20 protein-coding genes are annotated in these 21,997 nt (G+C 45.3%); 10 read left to right on the top strand and 10 right to left on the bottom strand.

Features of this window, described 5'->3' with window-relative positions; all coding sequences use genetic code 11:
• The first annotated feature begins 4 nt into the window (after window positions 1–4).
• The 4 genes from trpCF to EXA13_RS01340 all read left to right on the top strand — a co-directional run bounded on the left by trpCF (window position 5) and on the right by EXA13_RS01340 (window position 4,450).
• Window positions 5–1,426 (top strand): bifunctional indole-3-glycerol-phosphate synthase TrpC/phosphoribosylanthranilate isomerase TrpF, encoded by a 1,422-nt coding sequence (gene trpCF, locus EXA13_RS01355; protein WP_238131518.1) that lies wholly within the window; start codon window positions 5–7, stop codon window positions 1,424–1,426.
• A 62-nt stretch (window positions 1,427–1,488) separates the two neighbouring features.
• Window positions 1,489–2,679 carry a tryptophan synthase subunit beta gene (trpB, locus tag EXA13_RS01350; RefSeq protein ID WP_078924551.1) on the top strand — a complete coding sequence of 397 codons (1,191 nt, stop codon included), beginning with the start codon at window positions 1,489–1,491 and terminating at the stop codon, window positions 2,677–2,679.
• Window positions 2,679–3,488 (top strand): tryptophan synthase subunit alpha, encoded by an 810-nt coding sequence (gene trpA / locus EXA13_RS01345; protein ID WP_238131517.1) that lies wholly within the window; start codon window positions 2,679–2,681, stop codon window positions 3,486–3,488. Before trpB ends, trpA begins: the two co-directional genes overlap by 1 nt.
• Window positions 3,489–3,631: 143 nt before the next feature.
• Window positions 3,632–4,450, top strand: a complete 819-nt coding sequence (locus tag EXA13_RS01340; RefSeq protein ID WP_238131516.1) for a DNA-binding transcriptional regulator — start codon at window positions 3,632–3,634, stop codon at window positions 4,448–4,450.
• Between the two features lie 73 nt (window positions 4,451–4,523).
• Here the strand turns inward: EXA13_RS01340 and EXA13_RS01335 are convergent, their stop codons facing one another.
• From EXA13_RS01335 to EXA13_RS01305, 7 genes are all read right to left on the bottom strand, one after another.
• Window positions 4,524–5,888, bottom strand: a complete 1,365-nt coding sequence (locus EXA13_RS01335) for an MFS transporter (protein WP_238131515.1) — start codon at window positions 5,886–5,888, stop codon at window positions 4,524–4,526.
• Window positions 5,889–5,968: 80 nt separating this feature from the next.
• The gene (gene dmpG / locus EXA13_RS01330; protein WP_238131514.1) at window positions 5,969–6,982 is read right to left on the bottom strand and encodes a 4-hydroxy-2-oxovalerate aldolase; all 1,014 of its coding nucleotides are present in this window, start codon (window positions 6,980–6,982) and stop codon (window positions 5,969–5,971) included.
• A 12-nt stretch (window positions 6,983–6,994) separates the two neighbouring features.
• The gene (locus tag EXA13_RS01325) at window positions 6,995–7,930 is read right to left on the bottom strand and encodes an acetaldehyde dehydrogenase (acetylating) (RefSeq protein WP_238131513.1); all 936 of its coding nucleotides are present in this window, start codon (window positions 7,928–7,930) and stop codon (window positions 6,995–6,997) included.
• Window positions 7,930–8,727, bottom strand: coding sequence for a 2-keto-4-pentenoate hydratase (mhpD, locus tag EXA13_RS01320; protein WP_238131512.1), 798 nt, complete (start codon window positions 8,725–8,727; stop codon window positions 7,930–7,932). The genes EXA13_RS01325 and mhpD overlap by 1 nt, the downstream gene beginning before the upstream one ends.
• Window positions 8,728–8,737: 10 nt before the next feature.
• A complete protein-coding gene (locus tag EXA13_RS01315; RefSeq protein WP_238131511.1) occupies window positions 8,738–9,601 on the bottom strand; it encodes an alpha/beta fold hydrolase in 864 nt (287 codons plus the stop codon).
• 15 nt (window positions 9,602–9,616) lie between these two features.
• On the bottom strand, window positions 9,617–10,585 hold the full coding sequence (locus EXA13_RS01310) for a 3-carboxyethylcatechol 2,3-dioxygenase (RefSeq protein WP_238131510.1): 969 nt from the start codon (window positions 10,583–10,585) through the stop codon (window positions 9,617–9,619).
• A gap of 1 nt (window position 10,586) precedes the next feature.
• On the bottom strand, window positions 10,587–12,275 hold the full coding sequence (locus tag EXA13_RS01305; RefSeq protein ID WP_238131509.1) for a bifunctional 3-(3-hydroxy-phenyl)propionate/3-hydroxycinnamic acid hydroxylase: 1,689 nt from the start codon (window positions 12,273–12,275) through the stop codon (window positions 10,587–10,589).
• Window positions 12,276–12,712: 437 nt separating this feature from the next.
• Between EXA13_RS01305 and EXA13_RS01300 the strand changes: the two genes are divergently transcribed.
• From EXA13_RS01300 to EXA13_RS01285, 4 genes are all read left to right on the top strand, one after another.
• Complete coding sequence (locus tag EXA13_RS01300; RefSeq protein ID WP_238131508.1) at window positions 12,713–13,261, top strand: septation protein A; 549 nt, start codon at window positions 12,713–12,715, stop codon at window positions 13,259–13,261.
• Between the two features lie 93 nt (window positions 13,262–13,354).
• Complete coding sequence (yciA, locus tag EXA13_RS01295; RefSeq protein WP_238131507.1) at window positions 13,355–13,756, top strand: acyl-CoA thioester hydrolase YciA; 402 nt, start codon at window positions 13,355–13,357, stop codon at window positions 13,754–13,756.
• A 91-nt stretch (window positions 13,757–13,847) separates the two neighbouring features.
• Window positions 13,848–14,144 (top strand): YciI family protein, encoded by a 297-nt coding sequence (locus EXA13_RS01290; protein WP_238131506.1) that lies wholly within the window; start codon window positions 13,848–13,850, stop codon window positions 14,142–14,144.
• A gap of 2 nt (window positions 14,145–14,146) precedes the next feature.
• Entirely contained in the window at window positions 14,147–14,536 is a 390-nt protein-coding gene (locus EXA13_RS01285) for a GspS/AspS pilotin family protein (protein WP_238131505.1), read from the top strand.
• Between the two features lie 49 nt (window positions 14,537–14,585).
• Here the strand turns inward: EXA13_RS01285 and metE are convergent, their stop codons facing one another.
• Window positions 14,586–16,877, bottom strand: a complete 2,292-nt coding sequence (metE, locus tag EXA13_RS01280; RefSeq protein ID WP_238131504.1) for a 5-methyltetrahydropteroyltriglutamate--homocysteine S-methyltransferase — start codon at window positions 16,875–16,877, stop codon at window positions 14,586–14,588.
• A 246-nt stretch (window positions 16,878–17,123) separates the two neighbouring features.
• On the opposite strand from metE, the gene metR reads away from it, so the two are divergent.
• On the top strand, window positions 17,124–18,035 hold the full coding sequence (metR, locus tag EXA13_RS01275; protein WP_238131503.1) for an HTH-type transcriptional regulator MetR: 912 nt from the start codon (window positions 17,124–17,126) through the stop codon (window positions 18,033–18,035).
• A 20-nt stretch (window positions 18,036–18,055) separates the two neighbouring features.
• Here the strand turns inward: metR and EXA13_RS01270 are convergent, their stop codons facing one another.
• On the bottom strand, window positions 18,056–18,250 hold the full coding sequence (locus tag EXA13_RS01270; RefSeq protein WP_238131803.1) for a DUF4250 domain-containing protein: 195 nt from the start codon (window positions 18,248–18,250) through the stop codon (window positions 18,056–18,058).
• A gap of 87 nt (window positions 18,251–18,337) precedes the next feature.
• A complete protein-coding gene (locus EXA13_RS01265; RefSeq protein ID WP_238131502.1) occupies window positions 18,338–19,015 on the bottom strand; it encodes a hypothetical protein in 678 nt (225 codons plus the stop codon).
• A 225-nt stretch (window positions 19,016–19,240) separates the two neighbouring features.
• Here EXA13_RS01265 and EXA13_RS01260 point away from each other — a divergent pair, with 225 nt between their 5' ends.
• The gene (locus tag EXA13_RS01260; protein ID WP_238131501.1) at window positions 19,241–21,994 is read left to right on the top strand and encodes a M16 family metallopeptidase; all 2,754 of its coding nucleotides are present in this window, start codon (window positions 19,241–19,243) and stop codon (window positions 21,992–21,994) included.
• The last annotated feature ends 3 nt before the right edge of the window (window positions 21,995–21,997 follow it).

Genomic DNA, 21,997 nt, shown 5'->3' with positions numbered 1-21,997 from the left:
TCACATGTCTGAGCATGATGCATCCCAGCAATTATCTGAACATATCTCTCTAAAGCACACTCAAATGGCGGAAGTGTTGGCAAAAATCGTAGGAGATAAGGCTGCCTGGGTGGCTGAGAGAAAGCTCGCTCAGCCTTTGGACACCTTTCAATCGTTACTTTCAAAAACGGATCGAGACTTTTATCAAGCCCTCGATCAGAGCAAAACCGTTTTTATTTTGGAATGTAAAAAGGCTTCCCCCTCGAAAGGGTTGATCCGTGATTCATTTGACTTAGATTATATCGCTTCGGTTTATCACCAGTATGCCGATGCAATTTCAGTGTTAACCGATGAAAAGTATTTTCAAGGTAACTTCGATTTTATTGCTAGAGTCCGCGCTCAAGTCTCGCAGCCGGTGCTGTGTAAAGACTTTATGATTGACCCTTACCAAGTCTATCTCGCTCGTCATTACGGCGCAGATGCGATTTTACTCATGCTCTCTGTTCTTAACGATGAACAATATGTCCAATTGGCCAACATTGCTCATGAACTGGGAATGGGAATATTAACCGAAGTCAGTAATGAAGAAGAATTGCAACGCGCAATTGCACTCAAAGCCAAAGTGATTGGTATTAATAACCGTAACTTACGTGACCTTTCCACCGACTTAAATCGGACAAAACAGCTCGCCCCACAACTACCAAAAGAATGCATTGTTATTTCAGAATCTGGTATTTATAACCATCAACAAGTTCGTGATTTATCTCAATTTGCGAATGGTTTTCTTATCGGCAGTTCATTAATGAGCCAAGACAATGTTGAACAAGCGGTACGTAAAGTCATCTTGGGTGAAAACAAAGTCTGTGGATTAACCCACGCCGACGACGCCGTAAAAGCTTATCAGGCAGGGGCTGTTTATGGTGGGTTAATTTTTGTTGAACAGTCAAAACGTTATGTTGATAAAGAAGCGGCACGTCTGACAATGAGTGGCGCACCACTGCTTTATGTTGGCGTGTTTCAAAACCACCCAATTGATCAGATAGTGGAACTGGCAAACGAATTAAATTTAACAGCCGTTCAGCTTCATGGTGATGAAGATCAAACTTATATTGATACACTAAAAACTCGTTTACCCGAACAAGTAGCAATTTGGAAAGCTTATGGCGTTGCCGAAACTGTCCCGCCTTTACTTAAGCACGTTGAACGACATTTGCTTGATACCAAGGTCGACGCTCAAACCGGTGGCACGGGGCAAACCTTTGATTGGCAACTCATTACTCAGCCACAGCACATTATGCTCGCCGGGGGAATTACCCCTGACAATGTGAAACAAGCCGCAAGCATCGGCTGCCTTGGCGTCGATCTGAATTCGGGCGTTGAAAGCGAGCCGGGAAAAAAAGATGCAGCGAAATTGCAACAAGCATTCAGTGCAATACGAGAATACTAATAATTTTACTTTTGAATAATAAGACATGGATATCATGTCATTGAATGTGAAGGAATAAGAGCATGGCAAAACTTAACGCCTATTTTGGCGAATACGGTGGTCAGTTCGTACCACAAATTTTAGTTCCAGCCCTTGATCAACTGGAACAGGCATTCATTGATGCTCAGCAGGACCCTGAGTTTCGTTCCGAGTTTATGACGCTGCTGCAAGAGTATGCTGGTCGCCCAACGGCACTGACGCTCACTCGCAACATCACCAAAGGAACCAAAACCAAACTTTATCTCAAACGTGAAGATCTCTTACATGGTGGCGCACATAAAACCAACCAAGTTTTAGGTCAAGCTCTGCTCGCTAAGCGAATGGGAAAACATGAAATTATCGCAGAAACAGGTGCTGGGCAACATGGCGTAGCAACCGCCCTTGCCTGTGCTCTGCTCGGGTTAAAATGCCGAATCTACATGGGAGCCAAAGACGTGGAACGTCAAAGCCCTAACGTTTTCCGTATGCGTTTAATGGGCGCAAAAGTGATTTCCGTTGATTCAGGTTCTGCCACCCTGAAAGATGCCTGTAATGAAGCAATGCGTGATTGGGCTTCCAGTTACGAAACAACGCACTATTTATTGGGCACTGCCGCTGGCCCTCACCCTTTCCCAACCATCGTGCGAGAATTCCAACGCATTATTGGCGAGGAGACAAAAAATCAAATTTTAGCCCGTGAAGGTCGATTACCTGATGCGGTCATCGCTTGCATTGGCGGCGGTTCAAATGCTATTGGCATGTTTGCCGATTTTATTGACGAGGCTTCGGTTCGTTTAATTGGCGTCGAACCCGCAGGAAAAGGGATCGAAACCGCTCAACATGGTGCCCCACTGCGTCATGGCAAAACCGGGATTTTCTTCGGCATGAAAGCGCCGCTGATGCAAGATGAAGATGGCCAAGTTGAAGAGTCTTACTCCATTTCAGCAGGGCTAGACTTCCCTTCTGTGGGGCCTCAACACGCACACTTGCATGCAATTGGTCGGGCTGAGTATGAAAGTGCCACCGATGATGAAGCGCTAGACGCTTTCCAACTGTTAGCCCGCCAAGAAGGAATCATTCCAGCGTTAGAGTCATCTCATGCTTTAGCTCATGCAGTCAAAATGGCGTATGCAGAACCAGAAAAAGAACAGTTATTGGTCGTGAATTTATCGGGGCGAGGCGATAAAGATATCTTTACCGTCCATAAGATTTTAGAAGACAAAGGAGTGCTGTAATGGACCGCTATCAATCGCTTTTTCAGCGTCTCGCTGACAAAAAACAAGGGGCTTTTATCCCGTTTGTGACCATGGGCGACCCTTCTCCAGAACAATCACTGCGCATCATGCAAACCTTAATTGATGCGGGTGCTGATGGTTTAGAACTCGGGATTCCTTTCTCTGATCCTTTAGCTGATGGCCCAACGATTCAAGCCGCAAACATTCGAGCCTTAGCTGCGCGCACAACCCCTGAGGTATGTTTTAGCTTAATCACTCAGATCCGAGCAAACAACCCAGATTTGCCGATTGGGTTATTAATGTATGCCAACCTCGTGTATTCACGTGGGATTGAAAACTTTTATCAACGCTGTCAACAAGCAGGGGTCGATTCTGTGCTGGTTGCCGATGTTCCAACCAATGAGAGCCAACCATTTGTGGCGGCGGCAGAAAAATTTGGTATTCAACCGATTTTTATCGCCCCACCCACGGCCGATGACGCCACGTTACAAGCCGTCGCTCAATTGGGCAAAGGTTATACCTATTTACTTTCTCGCTCAGGGGTAACAGGAGCGGAAACGAAAGCGAATATGCCGGTAGATACGCTCTTGCAACGGCTAAATCAATTCCAAGCGGCACCCGCACTGCTTGGGTTTGGTATTTCAGAACCAGAGCAAGTCAAACAAGCTATTCAAGCTGGGGCAGCCGGTGCCATTTCTGGTTCCGCCGTCGTAAAAATCATTGAGGAACACATCAATGAACCAGAGAAAATGCTGACTGAGCTGCGCATCTTTACCGCGGCAATGAAAGCGGCAACCGTACAAGATTAACCACTCAACCGTAATATTTCACACAAAAATCACGGCCCACAAGATGGGCCGTTTTCGTTTGCCGCCATTAATGCTATCTACACCCAAGAATAAATATTGCTGATTCGCTATGCTTTGCCAGCAATAAGATAAATGGAGTGGCAATGACGCAACATCAATCAACTGAGTATAAAACCGTTCGCGGTTTGACCCGTGGACTTTCCTTACTCAATGTCTTAAATCGTCTCGATGGAGGTGCAACGGTAAGGCAGTTGGCTGAACTCACCGGACTACACCGAACAACCGTTAAGCGGCTATTGGAAACGTTAAAAAATGAAGGCTACGTTCGCTATAGCCTATCCGATGACAGCTTTCGGCTGACCATCAAAGTCAGGGAGCTCAGTGAAGGTTTTCGCGATGAACAATGGATTTCAGCTTTCTCGGCCCCCTTGCTGGGAGGGCTATTGGAAAAGGTCGTCTGGCCAACGGATATCACCACACTGGATGTTGATGCGATGGTCATTCGTGAAACCACCCACCGTTATAGCCGTTTATCCTTTCACCGCGCAATGGTTGGAAGGCGTCTGCCTATCTTGCAAACCGCCAGTGGACTGACCTACCTCGCCTTTTGTCCAGAAAATGAAAGAACGCATATTCTCTCCTTACTTTCTCAACGTGAAGGCTCAGAATACCAACTGGCCAGAGATCCACAACGGCTGCATGATAAACTGGAAACAATCCGACAAAACGGTTATGGCGAAAACAACCAAAACTGGCAGCAAGAAGCCAAAATTGCTGCTCTCGCGGTCCCTATTCATGATGAAGAACGAGTACTGGGTTGCTTAAGTTTAATTTATATTGGGAAAGCGATGGCAATGGAGCAAGCCGTAGAAAAATATCTGCCCGCGCTACAAGAGGTTGCCCAACAAATCGAAGCCAGCGTTGCAGACAATACCATCCGCTACGGCTATCCCATTGGCTAATGATCTCTCAATAGCAATAGTTCAAGATGCTCAAACTAACCCTTGTGGTTTAGTTTGAGCACATAGGCGATTTCTAGAGTGAATTTCGTGCCACGTTGGTGATTTTAGCGCGTACAGGATCCGCTTTCACCACTGCCGTTTCTTTCGACCAATACACCCCAACAGCTGTCATTACGCATAGAACACAAAATAGGGTCGCAATATATTGGGTATTGGTTCCCCCTCCAGCACTCTGGAGCAGAGCCTGAGCAATGATCGGAGTAAACCCAGCACCAATCAACGAAGTGAGCTGATACGTCAATGATAACCCGGTATAGCGAGTACGAGTGGTGAACTTCTCGCTAATAAATGCTCCCATAGGCCCATACATCACCGCTTGAATAATGGGGTTGCCAATAATAAAACCGAGCAGCATTACCCAAGGATTTTCATGGCTGATCAAACTAAACATGGGCCAAATCAAAATCATCCCCAATCCCGCCCCCGTTAACATTACTGGGCGTCGACCAAATCGGTCTGAAACCGCAGCCATCAACGGAATGGTAAAAATATGCAAGGTATTGGCAATGGTTAACATCAATAAAGCATCACTGCGTGAATGACCAATAGAAACGGCATACGTGAGTGCAAACGTGGCAAGTAAAGACTGAATAAAAAGCGGAGCAAGGCCAGATAAAGTACCCAACCCAATTTCTTTTGAAGACGAACGAAATAGCTCAACCAAGGGTACGCCCGTTGGTAAACTTTGAGCTTCTTCTTTCTTTTTCTCTGCTTCAAAATCTGGAGATTCAGCCACACGATGTCGCAAATATAAACCGATCACCACCAAAAGTGCAGACAGTAAAAATGGCACTCGCCACCCCCAGCTCATAAACTGATCTTCTGGCATTAACGAAAAAGCCCCCAAAACAAGAGTGGCTAACACTGCGCCGGAAGGCCCTCCGGAAACAGCAATACTCGCTCCCAATCCTTTAGCCTTTTTACTCGAATGTTCCATGGCCATTAACGTTGCGCCAGCCCATTCTCCGCCCACCGCTAAACCTTGCAGAATACGCAAAACCAGAAGAGCAATTGGTGCGGCGAGGCCTATTGTTTGATAGGTTGGTAATAGGCCGATAAGAATCGACACGATCCCCATCACCATCAATGTAATAAATAAGATTTGTTTGCGGCCGTATTTGTCACCAAAGTGACCAAACAATAAACCACCGATCGGACGAGCAATATAGCCCGTGGCTAAGGTTAGAAAAGATAAAATGATGCCAAGCCCAGGGTCGAGATCGCTGAAAAAGAGGGCGGGAAATACGAGGCTTGCAGCACTGCCATACAAGAGAAAGTCATAATATTCGACCGTGGACCCTAAATAACTAGCGATCACCGCTCGACGACTTTCCCGTTTTTTTTGCTTTACTTCTGCTTCACATATTGAATTAGACATGTTCCTCACTCCGTGTAGGGTGGTCGGTCATCCCGATAAATGTCCGACCTTATTATTATTTAATTTGGTTTGGTTTGTGATTAACGACGTTGAAGCAGATCCAGTGCGACATCTACTATCATGTCCTCCTGCCCGCCAACCATGCCTCGCTTACCCAGCTCCACCAGAATATCCACGGTTTTGAGGTGATAACGTTCCGCGGCACGTTCGGCATGACGCAAGAAGCTGGAATAGACACCGGCATAACCGAGCGCGAGAGTTTCTCGATCCACTCGAACGGGGCGATCTTGTAAAGGGCGAACAATATCATCCGCCGCATCCATCAAAGCATAAAGATCGGTGCCATGATTCCAGCCAAGTTTGTCTGCCGCAGCAATAAAGACCTCTAATGGCGCATTCCCCGCTCCAGCCCCCATTCCAGACAAACTGGCATCAATACGATTACACCCTTCTTCTACCGCAACAATACTGTTAGCAACGCCAAGGCTGAGATTATGGTGAGCATGAATTCCCGTTTCTGTTTGAGGGTTAAGCACTTCTTTCAGTGCGCGGAAACGATCACGGATATCCTGCATGGTCATTGCCCCCCCAGAGTCAACAACATAAATGCACGTGGCGCCATAGCTTTCCATCAGCTTCGCTTGCTGAGCGAGATGCTTGGGTGAAGTCATATGACTCATCATTAAGAAACCCACAGTGTCCATGCCCAGATGGCGAGCATGCTCAATATGCTGCCGAGAAACATCAGCTTCAGTACAGTGAGTTGCGACCCGAACCACTCTCGCCCCAGCCTGATAAGCATTTTCTAGATCATGCACACTCCCAATTCCCGGAAGCAACAATGTGGCTACCTTCGCATGAGTCAACTCCTCAGCCACCGCGGCAATCCACTCCACGTCGGTATGCGCACCAAAGCCATAATTAAAACTGGAACCTTGTAACCCATCACCATGAGCCACTTCGATGGAATCCACTTTTGCTTTATCCAATGCCTGAGCAATCGCCTTGACTTGTTTGATGGAATATTGATGACGAACCGCATGGCTACCATCACGTAACGTTACATCGGAGATATACAGTTTCTGTCCATTCATGAGAGGAATTCCTTATTGATTCAATACTGACAAGGCAATACGCTCTGCCGTTGCAAGCGCAGCGCACGTCATAATGTCAAGGTTGCCAGCATAAGCCGGCAGATAATGCGCCGCCCCTTCAACCTCAATAAATACTGAGGCTTTCAACCCACTAAATTGTCCATAGCCTGGAATAGTCAATGGATAAGCATCTTCGATACGTTCAAACTGTATGGCTTGCTTCATTCGGTAGCCGGGAACGTAGCTTTGTACTGCACTGACCATTTCTTCAATGGATACACGCACCTTCTCTTCTTCTTGTGCATCACACAAAACGTGTACGGTATCGCGCATCATTAGTGGTGGTTCCGCTGGGTTTAACACAATGATCGCCTTCCCTTTCTTCGCCCCACCTACGGTTTCAATGGCTTTAGACGTGGTTTCGGTAAATTCATCAATATTGGCGCGCGTTCCCGGCCCTGCAGATTTGCTGCTGATCGATGCCACAATCTCGGCATAATGCACATTCGCAACCTGAGACACGGCTGCAACGATAGGAATCGTCGCTTGACCACCACAAGTCACCATGTTGACATTATTTTTCGCTAAGTTTTGTTCAAGGTTCACAACAGGCACACAGTAAGGGCCTATTGCCGCAGGTGTTAAGTCTATGAATTTAATCTCAGGCTTGACCTGACGCAGTACAGCATCATTCTTGATGTGAGCGCTTGCTGACGTCGCATCAAAGACAATATCAATCTCTTGAAATTCGGGCATCGCTAACAAACCATCAACGCCTTCATGAGTAGTGGCAACCCCTAAACGACGAGCTCGAGCAAGCCCATCCGATTGTGGGTCGATCCCCACCATTATGCTCATCACTAAGTGTTGGCTATTACGCAGTACTTTGATCATCAGGTCGGTCCCAATGTTGCCCGAGCCAATAATAGCCACATTCAATTTTTTCATTACTTTCTCTCCCCACCCTGATCAAAACTAATGGCCACTCGACCAATACCAGAGATCTCTGCTTCAAATTGGTCTCCCGCTTGAACTGCCACCATCGGGCCAAGAGCTCCGGTTAAAACAATGTCACCAGCACGTAGAGGCTCACCCAATTGACTCATGGTTCGAGCCAACCACACTGCAGCATTGAGAGGATGACCTAAACACTCTGCACCATCTCCCGATGACACCAATTCGTTATTACGCGTCATCTGCATATGAGCGCCACGAAAATCAATACCTTCGGCTTTGCGGGCCGGCCCACCCAAAACAAAAAGACCACTGGATGCATTATCTGCAACGGTATCCACAAACGAGATATTCCAATCAGAAATACGGCTACCTACGATTTCTAAAGCTGGAGCCACCCAGCCGATGGCGTTCATCACCTCGACAATGGTGGTATCTATTGCGGGTAAATCTTTATTCAGAATAAGGGCGATTTCTGCCTCAATTTTGGGTTGCAGTACTCGCTGATAAGGGACAACTTCGTTATCGCCATAACACATATCGGCAAAAAGTGTCCCGAAATCCGGTTGATCAACACCGAGCTGAGCTTGAACTTTGGGATTCGTTAACCCAATTTTTCGCCCTACGATCCGGCGTCCATTCGCGACGCCAACCGCAACATTGAGGCGTTGAATCGCATAAGCGAGCTCGGGATGTTTCGCGTCAATCCTGTCGCGCAATGGAGCTATCGATTGTCCATTCTGTTCCGCTTCCCGTAGCTGCTTAGCCAGTTGTTCAATAATGTCAGACATGCTCTACTCCTTAGTGCGTAAGAAAATCGATAACCAAGCGGTTGAAAGTGTCAGCATGTTCCCATTGTGCCCAGTGACCACATTGGTTAAATACATGCAGTTGAGCGTTAGGAATACCGGCCATTAAGCGCAAACTGGTATCAAACGGGACGAAACGATCTTGACGCCCCCAAACAATTAATGTGTCTGCTTTGATTTCCGCTAAACGGGACGAAAAATCAGGAAATTGTTTAGGGTTAGCTTCGATACTTTTCACAAAGTTATCCAGATGATCCTGACGGGCGAGCATATTGTTTAGACGAGTTTGGAACAGCTCTTCAGTAAGATCGCTGGTATCAAAAACAAAGATGTCCATCATTGCTTTGAGGTTTTCAATCGTCGGCTGACGATAAAGCTGATTTAAACGCTTGATGCCTTCTGCAGGCATTGGGGTAAATAAGCTCCCGCCTCCCGTTCCACCGCCCATTAATACTAATTTCCCAACCCGCTCCGGATAACGCAGAGTGAACGCTACCGAGCTGTGTCCTCCCATAGAATTTCCCAGTAAGTGAACACGCTCAATATCCAACGCATCCAATACCCCTTTTAATGCCACAGCATTGAGGTCTGAACGTGATTCAGTAGAAATGATGGCATCACTTTTCCCCCACCCAGGACAATCGAGTAAAATCACGCGGTAACCCGCTTCGACTAAAGGCTCGATATTACGGCTAAAATTTGCCCATCCTGTTGCACCTGGTCCTGATCCATGAAGCATGACAACCACTTCATCACCATCACCACAATCGTTGTAATGAAGGTTGAGATCTAATTCACCTTCTTGAATATGTACAAATTTACTGCTCTCTTGCTCACGATAAATAGAGTTAGCCATTCCGATACTCCTTGGTTATAAAGCGAATGATTGAGATGTGTGGTCGGGGGATGCACTGATCGAACCAAATCCGGCAATCCACTCAGGGATGGGGCGGTAGTAGCCCCCTTCCGTCTGATAAGGTCCAAAGGAAGAAAGTGCAGCAAAAGCAGCTACCCAAGTTTTCACTTCATGCGTGGACTTGCCCGCAATATCTGAAAGATCTTGATTGTTTACTGCATCCAGTTTGCTGATGTTCCCGGCGGCTAAATCCTCCATAAATGCTTTATCCCATTCCGGATTCAGAGGATGTAACGTGTTTTGATCTTGAGTAAAAGCAATGGCCGCACTCACAACGCGCTGTGTTCGGGCTTCACGTTCGTCGTCAGGTAAATCCCGCCCACTTCCTTTTAATCTATCGGCCAAATGTGCATTAGCGGTGGCCAATTCTGGTACAGGCGGTTGATGAGACAAGCCACCCGAAGCCAAAATTAAAACGCGCTTATTGAGATGTTGAGCAAATTCACCAATAGCCTCGCCTAATAAGCGAGCTCGCTGAAAGCTAGGTAAAGGGGTCGCAACACCATTAATGAAAACAGGAATCACAGGGACACGATCCAAACCGTCTAACAAAGACTCCAACGGCTGTGCAAAACCATGATCAACTTGCATGTTATAAGAAACGGCCGCGTCAATCCCTTTGGTTAACACATAATGAGCACACTCTTCCGCCAACGCCTCTGGCACATTCAGTGGTCCAGCTGCCGTGCCAAAATCGCCTATCGCATGTGCCGCCATTCCGATACAAAAGGACGGCATAATGTCATAGAAAAAACCGTTATAGTGATCAGGAGAAAAGAGAATAACTAATTCAGGATCAAACTGTTCGATTCGTGCTTTCGCTTCTCTAATAACCGTATTGACTTCATTCAATATGGGTAACTCAGGATCCACATGCCCCACCAATGGGGTGTGAGATAAGCAATGTAAATACACCTGACTCATATCACGCCACCTTTTTATTCGGCGCACAAGCAGCCGTAGCGGTTAGGTTTACCGTTGAAGAAAACAGTTTATGCCTTACCTGCTGACAAACCGTTTGAATTGTTTGTGGAATCGCCACCCCTGCAACAAAGCGGTCCGGCCTTACCACCACGATGGACGCGGGATAGCGACCAAACCATGCTTTCAATTCCCCCGTTTCATCACCAATACAAATGACGTCTTCATGGCGCGCTAGATTGGAGGCTAGCTGAACCGTTGGTACAACCTGAATGAACTGAGTTCTCAATTGACGCCAATGATGAATTTCATCGTCACTCATGCCCAATAACGGGTTGGTTCCCCAAGCAATAATGGCAAACCCTGGCCCGATAACATCATCCAGTTTGAGGCTCTGCTGCCCCACACAAACCGAAGGCTGAATAAATAGTTTTCCTACCGGAGACGCTTTTATTGCGGGTACGGGTTCAACAACCACACCTTGGTGATATTTCGGCATCGGTTTGAAACGCATCTCTAAAAAATAACGTTTTACGGGAGGAAGATAGTTCAGTAACCACGACACACCATCACGCAAAGTCGCTTGCCACTTTTTCGGTGGAGCCAGCACTTTTCCCGCCAAAACCGATAGGTCAATCATGGCTTTAGCATGGTCCCGACGCTCTTGCTGGTAAGTATCGAGTAATTGAGGGTCGGCTAACCCTTTCACGACTAACGCCAGTTTCCATGCGAGGTTATTGGCATCACGCATACCAGAGTTATACCCCTGGCCTTGCCAAACGGGCATAATGTGCGCGGCATCTCCGGCTAATAAAATGCGCCGTTCCCGAAATTTTCCAGCCAAACGAGCGTTGTGGGTGTACACTCGCTGACGAATAAACTCGATATTGTCTGTTGATGGCAACACTTTACGCAGTAATCGATCCATATTTTCTGGTTTACTGAGTTCTTCTTCTGTCTCTCCGGGCATGACCATAAATTCAAAACGGCGAATCCCCTGTGGCAATGCAGCAGAAACATAAGGGCGCTCTGCATCACAACATAAGTAAATATTGGGGATCCCAAGTGGATCATTTTTTATATCCATTACGATCCATTGGTTCGGAGCGGTTTCGCCATCAAAAGAAATATTCAACGCACGACGAACCAAACTATTTCCTCCATCACACGCCACCATATAACGAGCGGTAATGGTTTCTTGCTCTCCTTCACCAGAAGTGACTTTTGCCCAAACGCTATCCGCATCTTGGCTAAATTCCATGACTTCTCGGGAAAATAAAACTTGTACATTGGAGAAACGGGTCAACCCTTCATAGAGTGTTTTATCGGCCATCGGTTGAATGAACGCATTACGACGCGGCCACCCAAATTCCATGGTCGTTGGCTGAATATCGGCAAAACAGCGACCTTTAGGGGTGAGAAAACGCATCGCATGTAATGGTGTGGTGTATAAGCTGGCTTCTGCCGCTAACCCTACCGCTTGAAAGGTTCGTAAACTTTCATCATCAATACCGATAGCACGAGGGTAATCAATTAAACTTGGTAGCTTTTCAACGACGATAACGCTGATACCTTGTTCACCAAGGTAATTCGCAATCATCAAACCGACTGGACCGGCCCCAATGATCATCACATCAGAGTCATAACTTGTGGCTTGAACCAGTGTCTTCGCATTCGATACGGTCACTTTCATTACTCCAGATTCATTCGTTATTGTCACGTCCTCTCACTGACTACTCCGTGAAAGGAAATTAATACCCACACAAACAATGTGAATATTTATTTCTCATTTTGTTATATATGTTTTCCATTTGTTAAATTACAGTATTCCCACAACAACAAAGGAGCAATAAGATTTCGACCAGATGCGCACTAGGTGCACACATCTGATTTATATGATATTCAGATAAAAAATCAGCCTAATCGCACTACGAGCGAGCTATAATAATCAGAATAAATTGAGAGCTAGATCAACGAAAAAGGGGGGGAGTGTGTCATGAATAATGAAGGCTGGAATCTCGTCATGAGGGGATTTTTGGGCTATTTTGTTTCAAAATATCTTTAGCGGTTTAGCTCATCTCATTATTTCGTTAGACTGTGCATAATGTATAAATTGGATCTCACACGATAATGAAACAACTGCTCGATTTCATCCCACTGATTATTTTTTTCGCCCTGTTTAAGCTTTACGATATTTATGTCGCAACAGGAGCGCTCATTGCAGCAACAGCAATACAAATTATCGTCACCTATTTTCTGTTCAAAAAGGTTGAAAAAATTCAGCTGATCACATTTGCGTTGGTCACAGTTTTTGGCGGTATGACTATCTTCTTGCACGATGATAATTTCATTAAATGGAAAGTAACCATCGTCTATTTAGTCTTTGCTTTAGGGTTAGCGATCACCCATTGGCTTGGTAAATCAGCAATAAAAGGCATGCTTGGCAAAGAACTGACTCTACCAGAAGCTGTCTGGACCAAAATCACCTGGGCCTGGGTCGCATTTTTCCTCTTATGCGCGGCTCTCAATATTTATATCGCCTACCAATTGCCATTGGATGTGTGGGTCAACTTTAAGGTCTTCGGCCTGCTTGCGGCGACTTTTGCTTACACTCTATTGACTGGCGTTTATATCTATAAGCACCTCCCAAAAGAACAAAATAGCTCTAAACACTGTTAACTATTTTGAGTCAGGAATGTTTTTCCGGTTATAATCAGCACTCTTTTTCAGCGGCCCTTTTGGTCGCTGTTTTGTTTGTTGCGGATGTCAAACATGAATCAGGATGTAAACTCCCCGAAAGGACAACTTTTACTCAGAACGCTCGCCATGCCGGCTGATACCAATGCTAATGGGGATATTTTTGGCGGCTGGATTATGTCGCAGTTAGACTTAGCGGGTGGCATTCTTGCCAAAGAAATTTCCAGCGGAAGAATTGTAACGGTTTCGGTTTCGAGCATTACGTTTAAAAAACCCGTAAAAGTGGGTGATGTGGTATGCTGCTACGGCGAATGTACAAAGATTGGCCGAACATCCATGTCCATTAATCTTGAAGTGTGGGTAAAACCAATTAAAGAAGATGGCGTACTTGATCGCTTTCAAGTCTGTGAAGCAACCTTTAATTATGTTGCGATCGATGCAGAAGGCCGCCCAAGAGTGATAAACCCTCACCACTGATCACAGAAATGGATAAACACGGCTTTTAAAATCATTCAACTTCAGTACATTACCTCAACACTTTCGCTCCAACCATTATAAGGATATCAGTATGTGGTATGTTATTTTCGCTCAAGATGTGGAAGATTCTTTAGCTAAACGATTGAGTGCTCGCCCTGAACACCTCGAACGCTTGCAACAGTTACGTAATGAAGGTCGACTACTCGTCGCAGGCCCTCTTCCAGCCATTGACGCAGAAAACCCCGGTGAAGCCGGATTCACAGGCTCGACCGTCATTGCTGAGTTTGAGTCTTTACAGGCGGCTCAAACTTGGGCTGAGGCGGATCCTTATAACAAGGCAGGCGTTTACGCGCACGTTATCGTTAAACCTTTTAAACAAGTTTTTTAACTATGAAAAAATCGTTACTGAGTATCACGAGCCTTACTTTTTTGCTGCTTAGCGGATGCAGCTCTACTGGCGATCAACAAAAGAATCTTGAACTGTTAGCCGCCAACCGTGCAAGTGTACTCAATGCCGAACTGCCGATTGAACAAGGGCCACTCAATATTATGCGAGCCAGTTCTAAAGGCTCGACCATCGAAATGATGATGATCTACAACCTTGATCAACAAGGAGCGCAGTCAATGACTCAAGTGATGGAAAAAAGTGTTCAGCGCTTTTGTTCCAGTTCAGAGATTAGAGCCAACCTTGATGTCGGCATCAGTTACCGGCTACACGTCCGTAACCCAAGAGGTCAGCTGATGGTGGATCAAATCGTCACAAAGTCCCAATGTAAATAATGAATATGTTAAAGGCCTCCACAGAGGCCTTTATGATTAAAGAATCGTCCTATTTATTTTTCTGCCATTCTTCACGTAATGCTTTAGCCGCCAGTACTAAGTTGGTTAATGCGGCTTCCACCTCAGGCCAATTCCGTGTTTTTAGGCCGCAATCAGGGTTAACCCATAACCGTTCAACAGGAATTTTCTCCGCAGCTTTACGTAACAATCCTTCAATCCACGCTTGTGATGGAATGTTAGGGGAATGGATATCATACACGCCCGGCCCTATGGCATTCGGGTAATTAAACTCTTCAAATGCTTTCAGTAATTCCATATTCGATCGCGAGGTTTCAATGGTAATCACGTCCGCATCAAGCGCGGCAACAGAATCAATAATTTCATTAAATTCGCTATAACACATGTGAGTATGGATTTGTGTTTCAGGTCGAGCACTCGCGGCTGATATTTTGAAAGCTTGCACCGCCCATTGTAAATAAGTTTGATGATCCCGTTTTTTCAATGGTAAACCTTCACGAATCGCAGGCTCATCAATCTGGATAATATTAATGCCGGCATCCTGCAAGTCAGACACTTCATCACGTAGTGCCAATGCCAATTGCTGCGCAATTTGCTCCCGAGTAATGTCTTCTCGCGGGAACGTCCAGCAGAGAATCGTGACAGGCCCAGTCAACATCCCTTTCATTTGTTTGCTTGTGAGTGATTGTGCATAGGTTGACCACTCCACCGTCATGGGTTTCTCTCGTTCAATATCGGCCACCACAATGGCGGGTTTCACACAGCGAGAACCGTAACTCTGTACCCAACCAAACTGTGTCGTTTGGAAACCAGCAAGATTTTCAGCAAAGTATTCCACCATGTCATTGCGCTCAGCTTCTCCATGTACCAACACATCCAAACCAAGAGCTTCTTGACGTTGAACTGCATCGGCAATATGCCCTTTAAGCGCATTCACATAATCCGTTTCCGTCAGGTTTCCTTGTCGATAAGCACTTCGTTCAGCACGAATATCTCCCGTTTGTGGAAAAGAACCAATGGTTGTCGTCGGTAATAGAGGGAGCCCAAGCACTTCTTGTTGATGATAAGCACGCTCTGCATAAGGCGCACTTCGCTCAGCAAGAGCATCAGTGATACGGTTTAGCCGAGCTTGAACTTGAGGCTTATTGACATGGATGGCTTGTTTACGCGCAACAATAGGCTGACTGTAAGTTTCACATGCCTGTATCGCCGTATGATCACCATCTAATGCTTGACCCAATAAGGAAACTTCAATCAGTTTTTGTTTCGCAAAAGCAAACCAGCTATGCACTTCTGGTGAAAGGTTACCTTCTAGTTCTAGATCAACTGGGCTATGGAGTAGAGAGCAAGAGCTGGCAACCCATAAGCGATCTCCCAACTGGGCTTTTACTGGCTGAAGTTGACTGAGTTGTGAAGCGAGATCGGCTCGCCATACATTCCGCCCATTCACCACACCCGCCGACAATACCCAGTCTTGAGGAAGTTTTTCCAATACCTCACCCAGTTGCTGAGGGGCTGCTGAAAGGTCAATATGTAAACCATTCACCGGAAGTTCAATAATTTTATCTAACGTATCACTCACGGAATCAAAATAGGTGGTCAGCAGTAATTTCACCTCTCCTTGAATGACTTGATAAGCCAGTTTAAAGGCCTCTTGCCACGGTGTTTCAAGTTCTAGGGCGAGAATGGGCTCATCAATTTGTACCCAAGTCACTCCCTGTTTGGCTAATTTAGCCAAAATCGCCTGATAAGCAGTTAATAGGCGAGGAAGTAATGTAAGCCGATCAAACCCCTCCTCAACCTCTTTTCCTAAATAAAGATAGCTTAGCGGCCCAAGCAGAACGGGTTTTACCTGATGTCCGGCTTTGAACGCTTCGTTCACTTCCTCAAACAGTTGCGGCCAACTGACCTCAAAGCTATCAGTGGCACTAAATTCAGGCACAATGTAATGGTAATTAGTATTAAACCATTTCGTCATATCAGAAGCGGCACTGCCACTACATCCACAGCTATTTTGTGACTGGCCTCTCCCAACTCGAAACAACGTATCAAGATCCGGGAATCCATGACGATGGCGTTGGGGAACATGACCAAGTAAAAGTGTCGTAGTTAACACATGATCATACCAGGCAAAATCGCCCGCGGTCACAAAGCTCAAGCCGGCTTCTTGCTGCTGTTGCCAATTTTGTTGACGAATGCTCTGCCCAAGTTGTTGAAGCTGAGATGGCTCAATTTCACCACGCCAATACTGCTCAAGCGCAAATTTTAACTGCCGTTTTTCACCAATACGTGGGTAACCGAGAATATGCGTTGTCGTTGCCATGTGTCTTATCCTTTTATGTATGATGGGAGCAAACACCAAAAAGATGTCTGGATGGCTAGACTATCGCGTGGCATGGCTCTGAATACAATCGCCAATTATTCAACTTGTTTATTAGAAAATTTCATGTTTATAAAACATTTCATTAGTTGAATTAACAACCATTAGCCATCTAGATGTTTACAGTGATGGAAAAACCACGTAAGTTTAAATAAATTAATAATAAGAAAGGGAAGATGAAGGTGATACATGATCGAGCTTAAACATTTAAGAACCTTAGTTTCACTGCGAGAGACCGGTTCCTTAACCGCCACGGCCACCGCTCTACACCTGACTCAGTCGGCCTTATCTCATCAAATTAAAGATCTTGAAGCTCGGATCGGCGGCCAACTTTTTCTCCGTAAAACACGCCCAGTCCGCTTTACGTCTGAAGGAAAAATTTTGCTTAATGTGGCCGACGAGGTGCTGCCGCGGTTAGCTAGAGCAGAAAATGAACTCGCTAGTCTGAAAGAAGATGTGAATGGGCGTTTGCACATGGCGATTGAATGCCACTCTTGTTTCCAATGGCTAATGCCTGCCCTGCGTGAATATCAATTGGCTTGGCCCAGTGTTACGCTCGATTTTTCTTCAGGGTTTGGTTTTGAACCTTTACCTGCACTCCTAGCCGGAGAGTTAGACTTAGTGATCACCTCAGATATTTTGCCGCGCTCAGAGGTGCATTATGAACCTTTATTTGACTTTGAAATGCGTCTTATCACAGCGACCAATCATCCTCTCGCCGGTAAAACCGTCATTACGCCACAAGATTTAGCCGAGCAAACCATGCTGTGTTATCCCGTACAAAAACAGCGCTTAGATGTCGTCAAACATTTTCTTCACCCCGCAGGCGTAGAACCGGCGAAATGGAAGCAAGCAGACAATACCTTGATGCTGGTTCAAATGGTGTCTGCGGGATTAGGGGTGGCAACACTACCCAACTGGGCGATCAGTGAATTTTCACGTCAAGGACTCATCACCAGTAAACCATTGGGCCATGGGTTATGGCGTCGGTTATTTGCCGCAACGCGTCACAGCGAAAAAGACAAGCGTTACTTACAAGCCTTTTTTGCTATCGCCCGCCAGCAATGCAAAAGCCATCTTGACGGTATTAAGATGGCTTAAATTATGCGGTAAACAGTGTATCAGTACGATTTAAACTGGTTGGTAAGAGGGTCATATTTAAAGCCTAAATGGCTCAATTTACCAACCACATGCTCTTCATTCATCTCATATACGGATACGAGTTCATCCAAGCTATCGCACTCTAAACGCAGCTTCTCATTGATAATGCCCAATAGAATTGCGTCATCAAGACGGCTAATGTTGCTTAAATCCATCATCCTGCTCCTCTCTCGTCGCCCTGATAGTAAGCTTAGTCGCAATTTAAGGAATGAAAAGTGATTTTCCTCTCGAAACATTACCCACTATAAATAGAGGCGATAAAAGCCCATCACAGCAACCAGCATCAATAATAGCGCAATCAACAATGGTACTTTTGCCACAGGCTTTACCAATAGAAGATGCCAGCACCAAGAAAAAATACCCATCACTAATAACGAAAAGCTCACCAGTAACGGTTGAATCATAGCTGAAAGCTGATCTGGTTCTAGTTGGTATGCATAAGGCACAATGCAGAGCGTTATCACCATCGCAGATAAAATGCCCACCACGGGTAAAATGCGGTGAAAGGCTTGTAAACGAGTCCTTGCCACCGTTAGGAGTAAGTGACCAAGCAGTGCGCCAAGCAAAAAGATGCTACTAAAAAGTGTAATAGCCATTGAACCATTCAATGACTGCGTCATCACGATGGCAACAAATGACAAAGCTAATCCATCGGCAAGGTACAATACCCAAAGCGGCCCTTCATGACGTGTCTTCTTCGTTTGTACTTGAGAATAAAAATAAAGCAAAGCAAAGATGATTAAACACGCTTCGATTTTCAACGAAGCAACCGCAAGCCAAAGAACCGCAAGTACTGGCAGCACCTTATGCAATCGGCCTCGTTGCCCCGGACAGATATCACCTTTAACCAACACTAACGTTAGTAATAATTGTGTGCCAAGTAGCATCGGAGCCACAACACTCAGTAAGGAATAAAGCATACATTCTTCATTAACAAACAAAATTTGAAAGGATGATATCAAAAGCGGCTGAATTCTGCCTATCGCTTTACCCGCTAATTTACTATTTCAACGGTAACATCATGTTCCACTGACACTTTTATCATTGCAGTAAATAGGATTCGTTATTTGCATCGAAAATCAAATTACTCAAACTCATAAGCCTTGGATATTTGTTTATAGTGGGAGAAAAATCATGAGGTTATTATGAAAATACATCTATTGGCTGGAATGCTATGCATACCTTTACTCGGCTGCATCACACAGGCTCCCTCTACCCCTTTACAAGCGGATCAACAATGGATAACAGGACAGCTTGAAAATGGACTGACCTACCATCTCTACCCAGATCATCATCAAGCGGTATCCATCCGTCTATATCTTCATACGGGGTCACGACAAGAATCCCATACACAAGCTGGCTATGCACACTTTATTGAACATATGGCATTTAATGGGAGCCTCCACTATGCTCACAATGATGTCATTACAATGGTGCAGCAAGCAGGAGCCAGCTTTGGCCCCGATCTTAATGCCTATACCTCTTATCAAGAAACCGTTTATACGCTGGATTTACCCGATAATCTCGCCGTAGACAAAGCGTTACTTTGGTTTAGAGATATTGCCGATGGGCTCACCTTCTCTCCGCAAGAAGTCGAAAAAGAGAAAGGGGTAATTATGGGAGAGTTTCGCCACCGCTATCGGGAAGAAAAGCCATTAGAACAACAATATTATGAACATTTGATTGCAACAACCGATTATGCCGAACATGACGTACTGGGTACGAAAGAACAGGTTCAGCAAGCCTCACCAAAAAGTCTCCAAACATTTTACCAACAGTGGTATCAACCTCAATTAGCTGAAATAGTCATCACGGGTAACATAACGCTAGAGCAAGGGGAAGAATGGATTCAACGCTATTTTGCCAACTGGGAGAAAGGCACAACACCTCGACCAGAACCTGCGAAAAGACGCCAACAAAACCTGCAAGACTACGTTGCATATGTAGCAACTGGCGAACATGCGAGCTTCTCATTACTGATTGATCGAGGCCGTCATTCTATTACGACTCACGAACAATTATTAGACCATCGATTAGATAATATTGCTGAACAATTAATTGATCAGCGCTTAAAGACAGTATTTCGTGACAGCGCCCAACTTCATTCACAATTGTATGCCATGAGCTATCCTGTGCTTGATCAACGCTACACTTTGATTGGTAGTACATTCCCCTACCAGCAACGCTCTCTTGTACAAGAACTCATCTTATCTACGCTCTCTTCACTACGTGATTTTGGTATTACACAAGAAGAATTAGAGGCTCAACTGCACCCATTCAAAGATGATCTCCAGTATGCAGCACAAAATAAGGATGACTTATTACCCAATCAACATGCCAATCATCGCATTTGGGCGATAACCAACCAACAAGTCCTGCAGAGTACTCTCGACTTTCAATATGGCCTCAAACAACTACTCAACACCGCAACTATAGAGCAGGTTAATCAACGTTTAAAACAGTTACTGAAGGGGGATGCTGCCATCATTATTGGGGCGGATAAACAAGAAAATTTGGAACAACTTACCAATGAATTTAGCAAATTAAAAAAATTAAGAAAACGCCGAGGGAAACACTTCAATACAGCGGATGTTGATGCCATTTTACACCAACCAACTCAGCCAGGCGAAATTATCACATCCCAATCAATTCATAGTGATCCCGAGATCATTCAGTGGCAACTCGAAAATGACGTCAATGTTTATCTCTATAGAACCTATAGCAATAAAAATCAGGTACACCTTTTTTATAGCCGTGCCGGTGGGGTTGCCTCATTACCAAGCGAACTTTATTCAGCCGCCGATATCACGCCAATGGCCTTAACTCGCTCAGGAATTGGCAGCATGGATGGATCACAGGCTGACAGCTATATGAAAAGAAAAAATATGTCGATGGCATTTATCATAGACACAACGACACACTGGTTAAACATGGGCTTCAATAAACAAGATTTAGATGATGCTCTGGCCTTTATTCATCAATTTTCTACGGATCCTAAGCTTGATAAAGCCCAACTAGTCACAGCAACGCAAACCCACCAAGAAAACTTGCGCCAATTTTTGACTACCCCACTAGGCCAATTTACACATGAGGTCAACCTCGCCTCTTATACCAAAGATAGCTATCAACAACTACGCTATTTAGAAGGGCAGCCCACTCCCACTTTTGAACAAGTGCTGCACGTTCATACACATCTGTTTAAACAAGGGAAATTCAACCTCATTATTGTGGGTGATATTGCCCCATCCGACATAACCCCGCTGTTACGCCAATACATCGCCAATATCCCACTCACTGTACAACCGCCAGTAGAGATTAATCCACGCTTTAAACCGTCACTCAACAACAAAATAGAAAAAGCCATCAATACTGAAGATAGTGCCATCGTCATTCATCGTTATATCGCACCTGATCTATCCAACCAAAGTACTAAAAAAATCTTCCTCGAAGATATGCTACACCGTTTAGCCACCCAAAAATTATTGGCCAACATCCGAGAGAGCAAAGGGTTGGATTATACCCCTATTCTTTACATCATTAATAAGGATGGCGAACCCTATTCTGATTGGCTGATGATTGCACATGTTGCCCCTGCCAATGTGACGCAAACAGAACAAGCCTTTCAAGAAGTGATCACCAATTTAACGCAGAGTATTAGTGAAGAAGAGACTCAGATGGTAGCCAAACAGTTAATCGTGGCACTTAAACCCATTTATGATAAACCAGAACAGATGGCCTTTATGCTCAACCGCTACATTACCCATGGCTATGGTTTTGAAGGCTTAATGAACCTAGAAGCAACGGCTCAAAGTATTACCGCTCAGGAGATGCAGCAAAGAGCGCTAGAAATCTTTGGTGATGGGAGTGCAAGGCAAGTCAGTATTATGCTACCCAAGTAACGG

Source organism: Vibrio cincinnatiensis (assembly GCF_022113815.1).
Classification (GTDB): domain Bacteria; phylum Pseudomonadota; class Gammaproteobacteria; order Enterobacterales; family Vibrionaceae; genus Vibrio; species Vibrio cincinnatiensis_A.
Note: the sequence above shows the minus strand (reverse complement) of the source record. Positions and strands in the feature narration are given on the sequence as shown.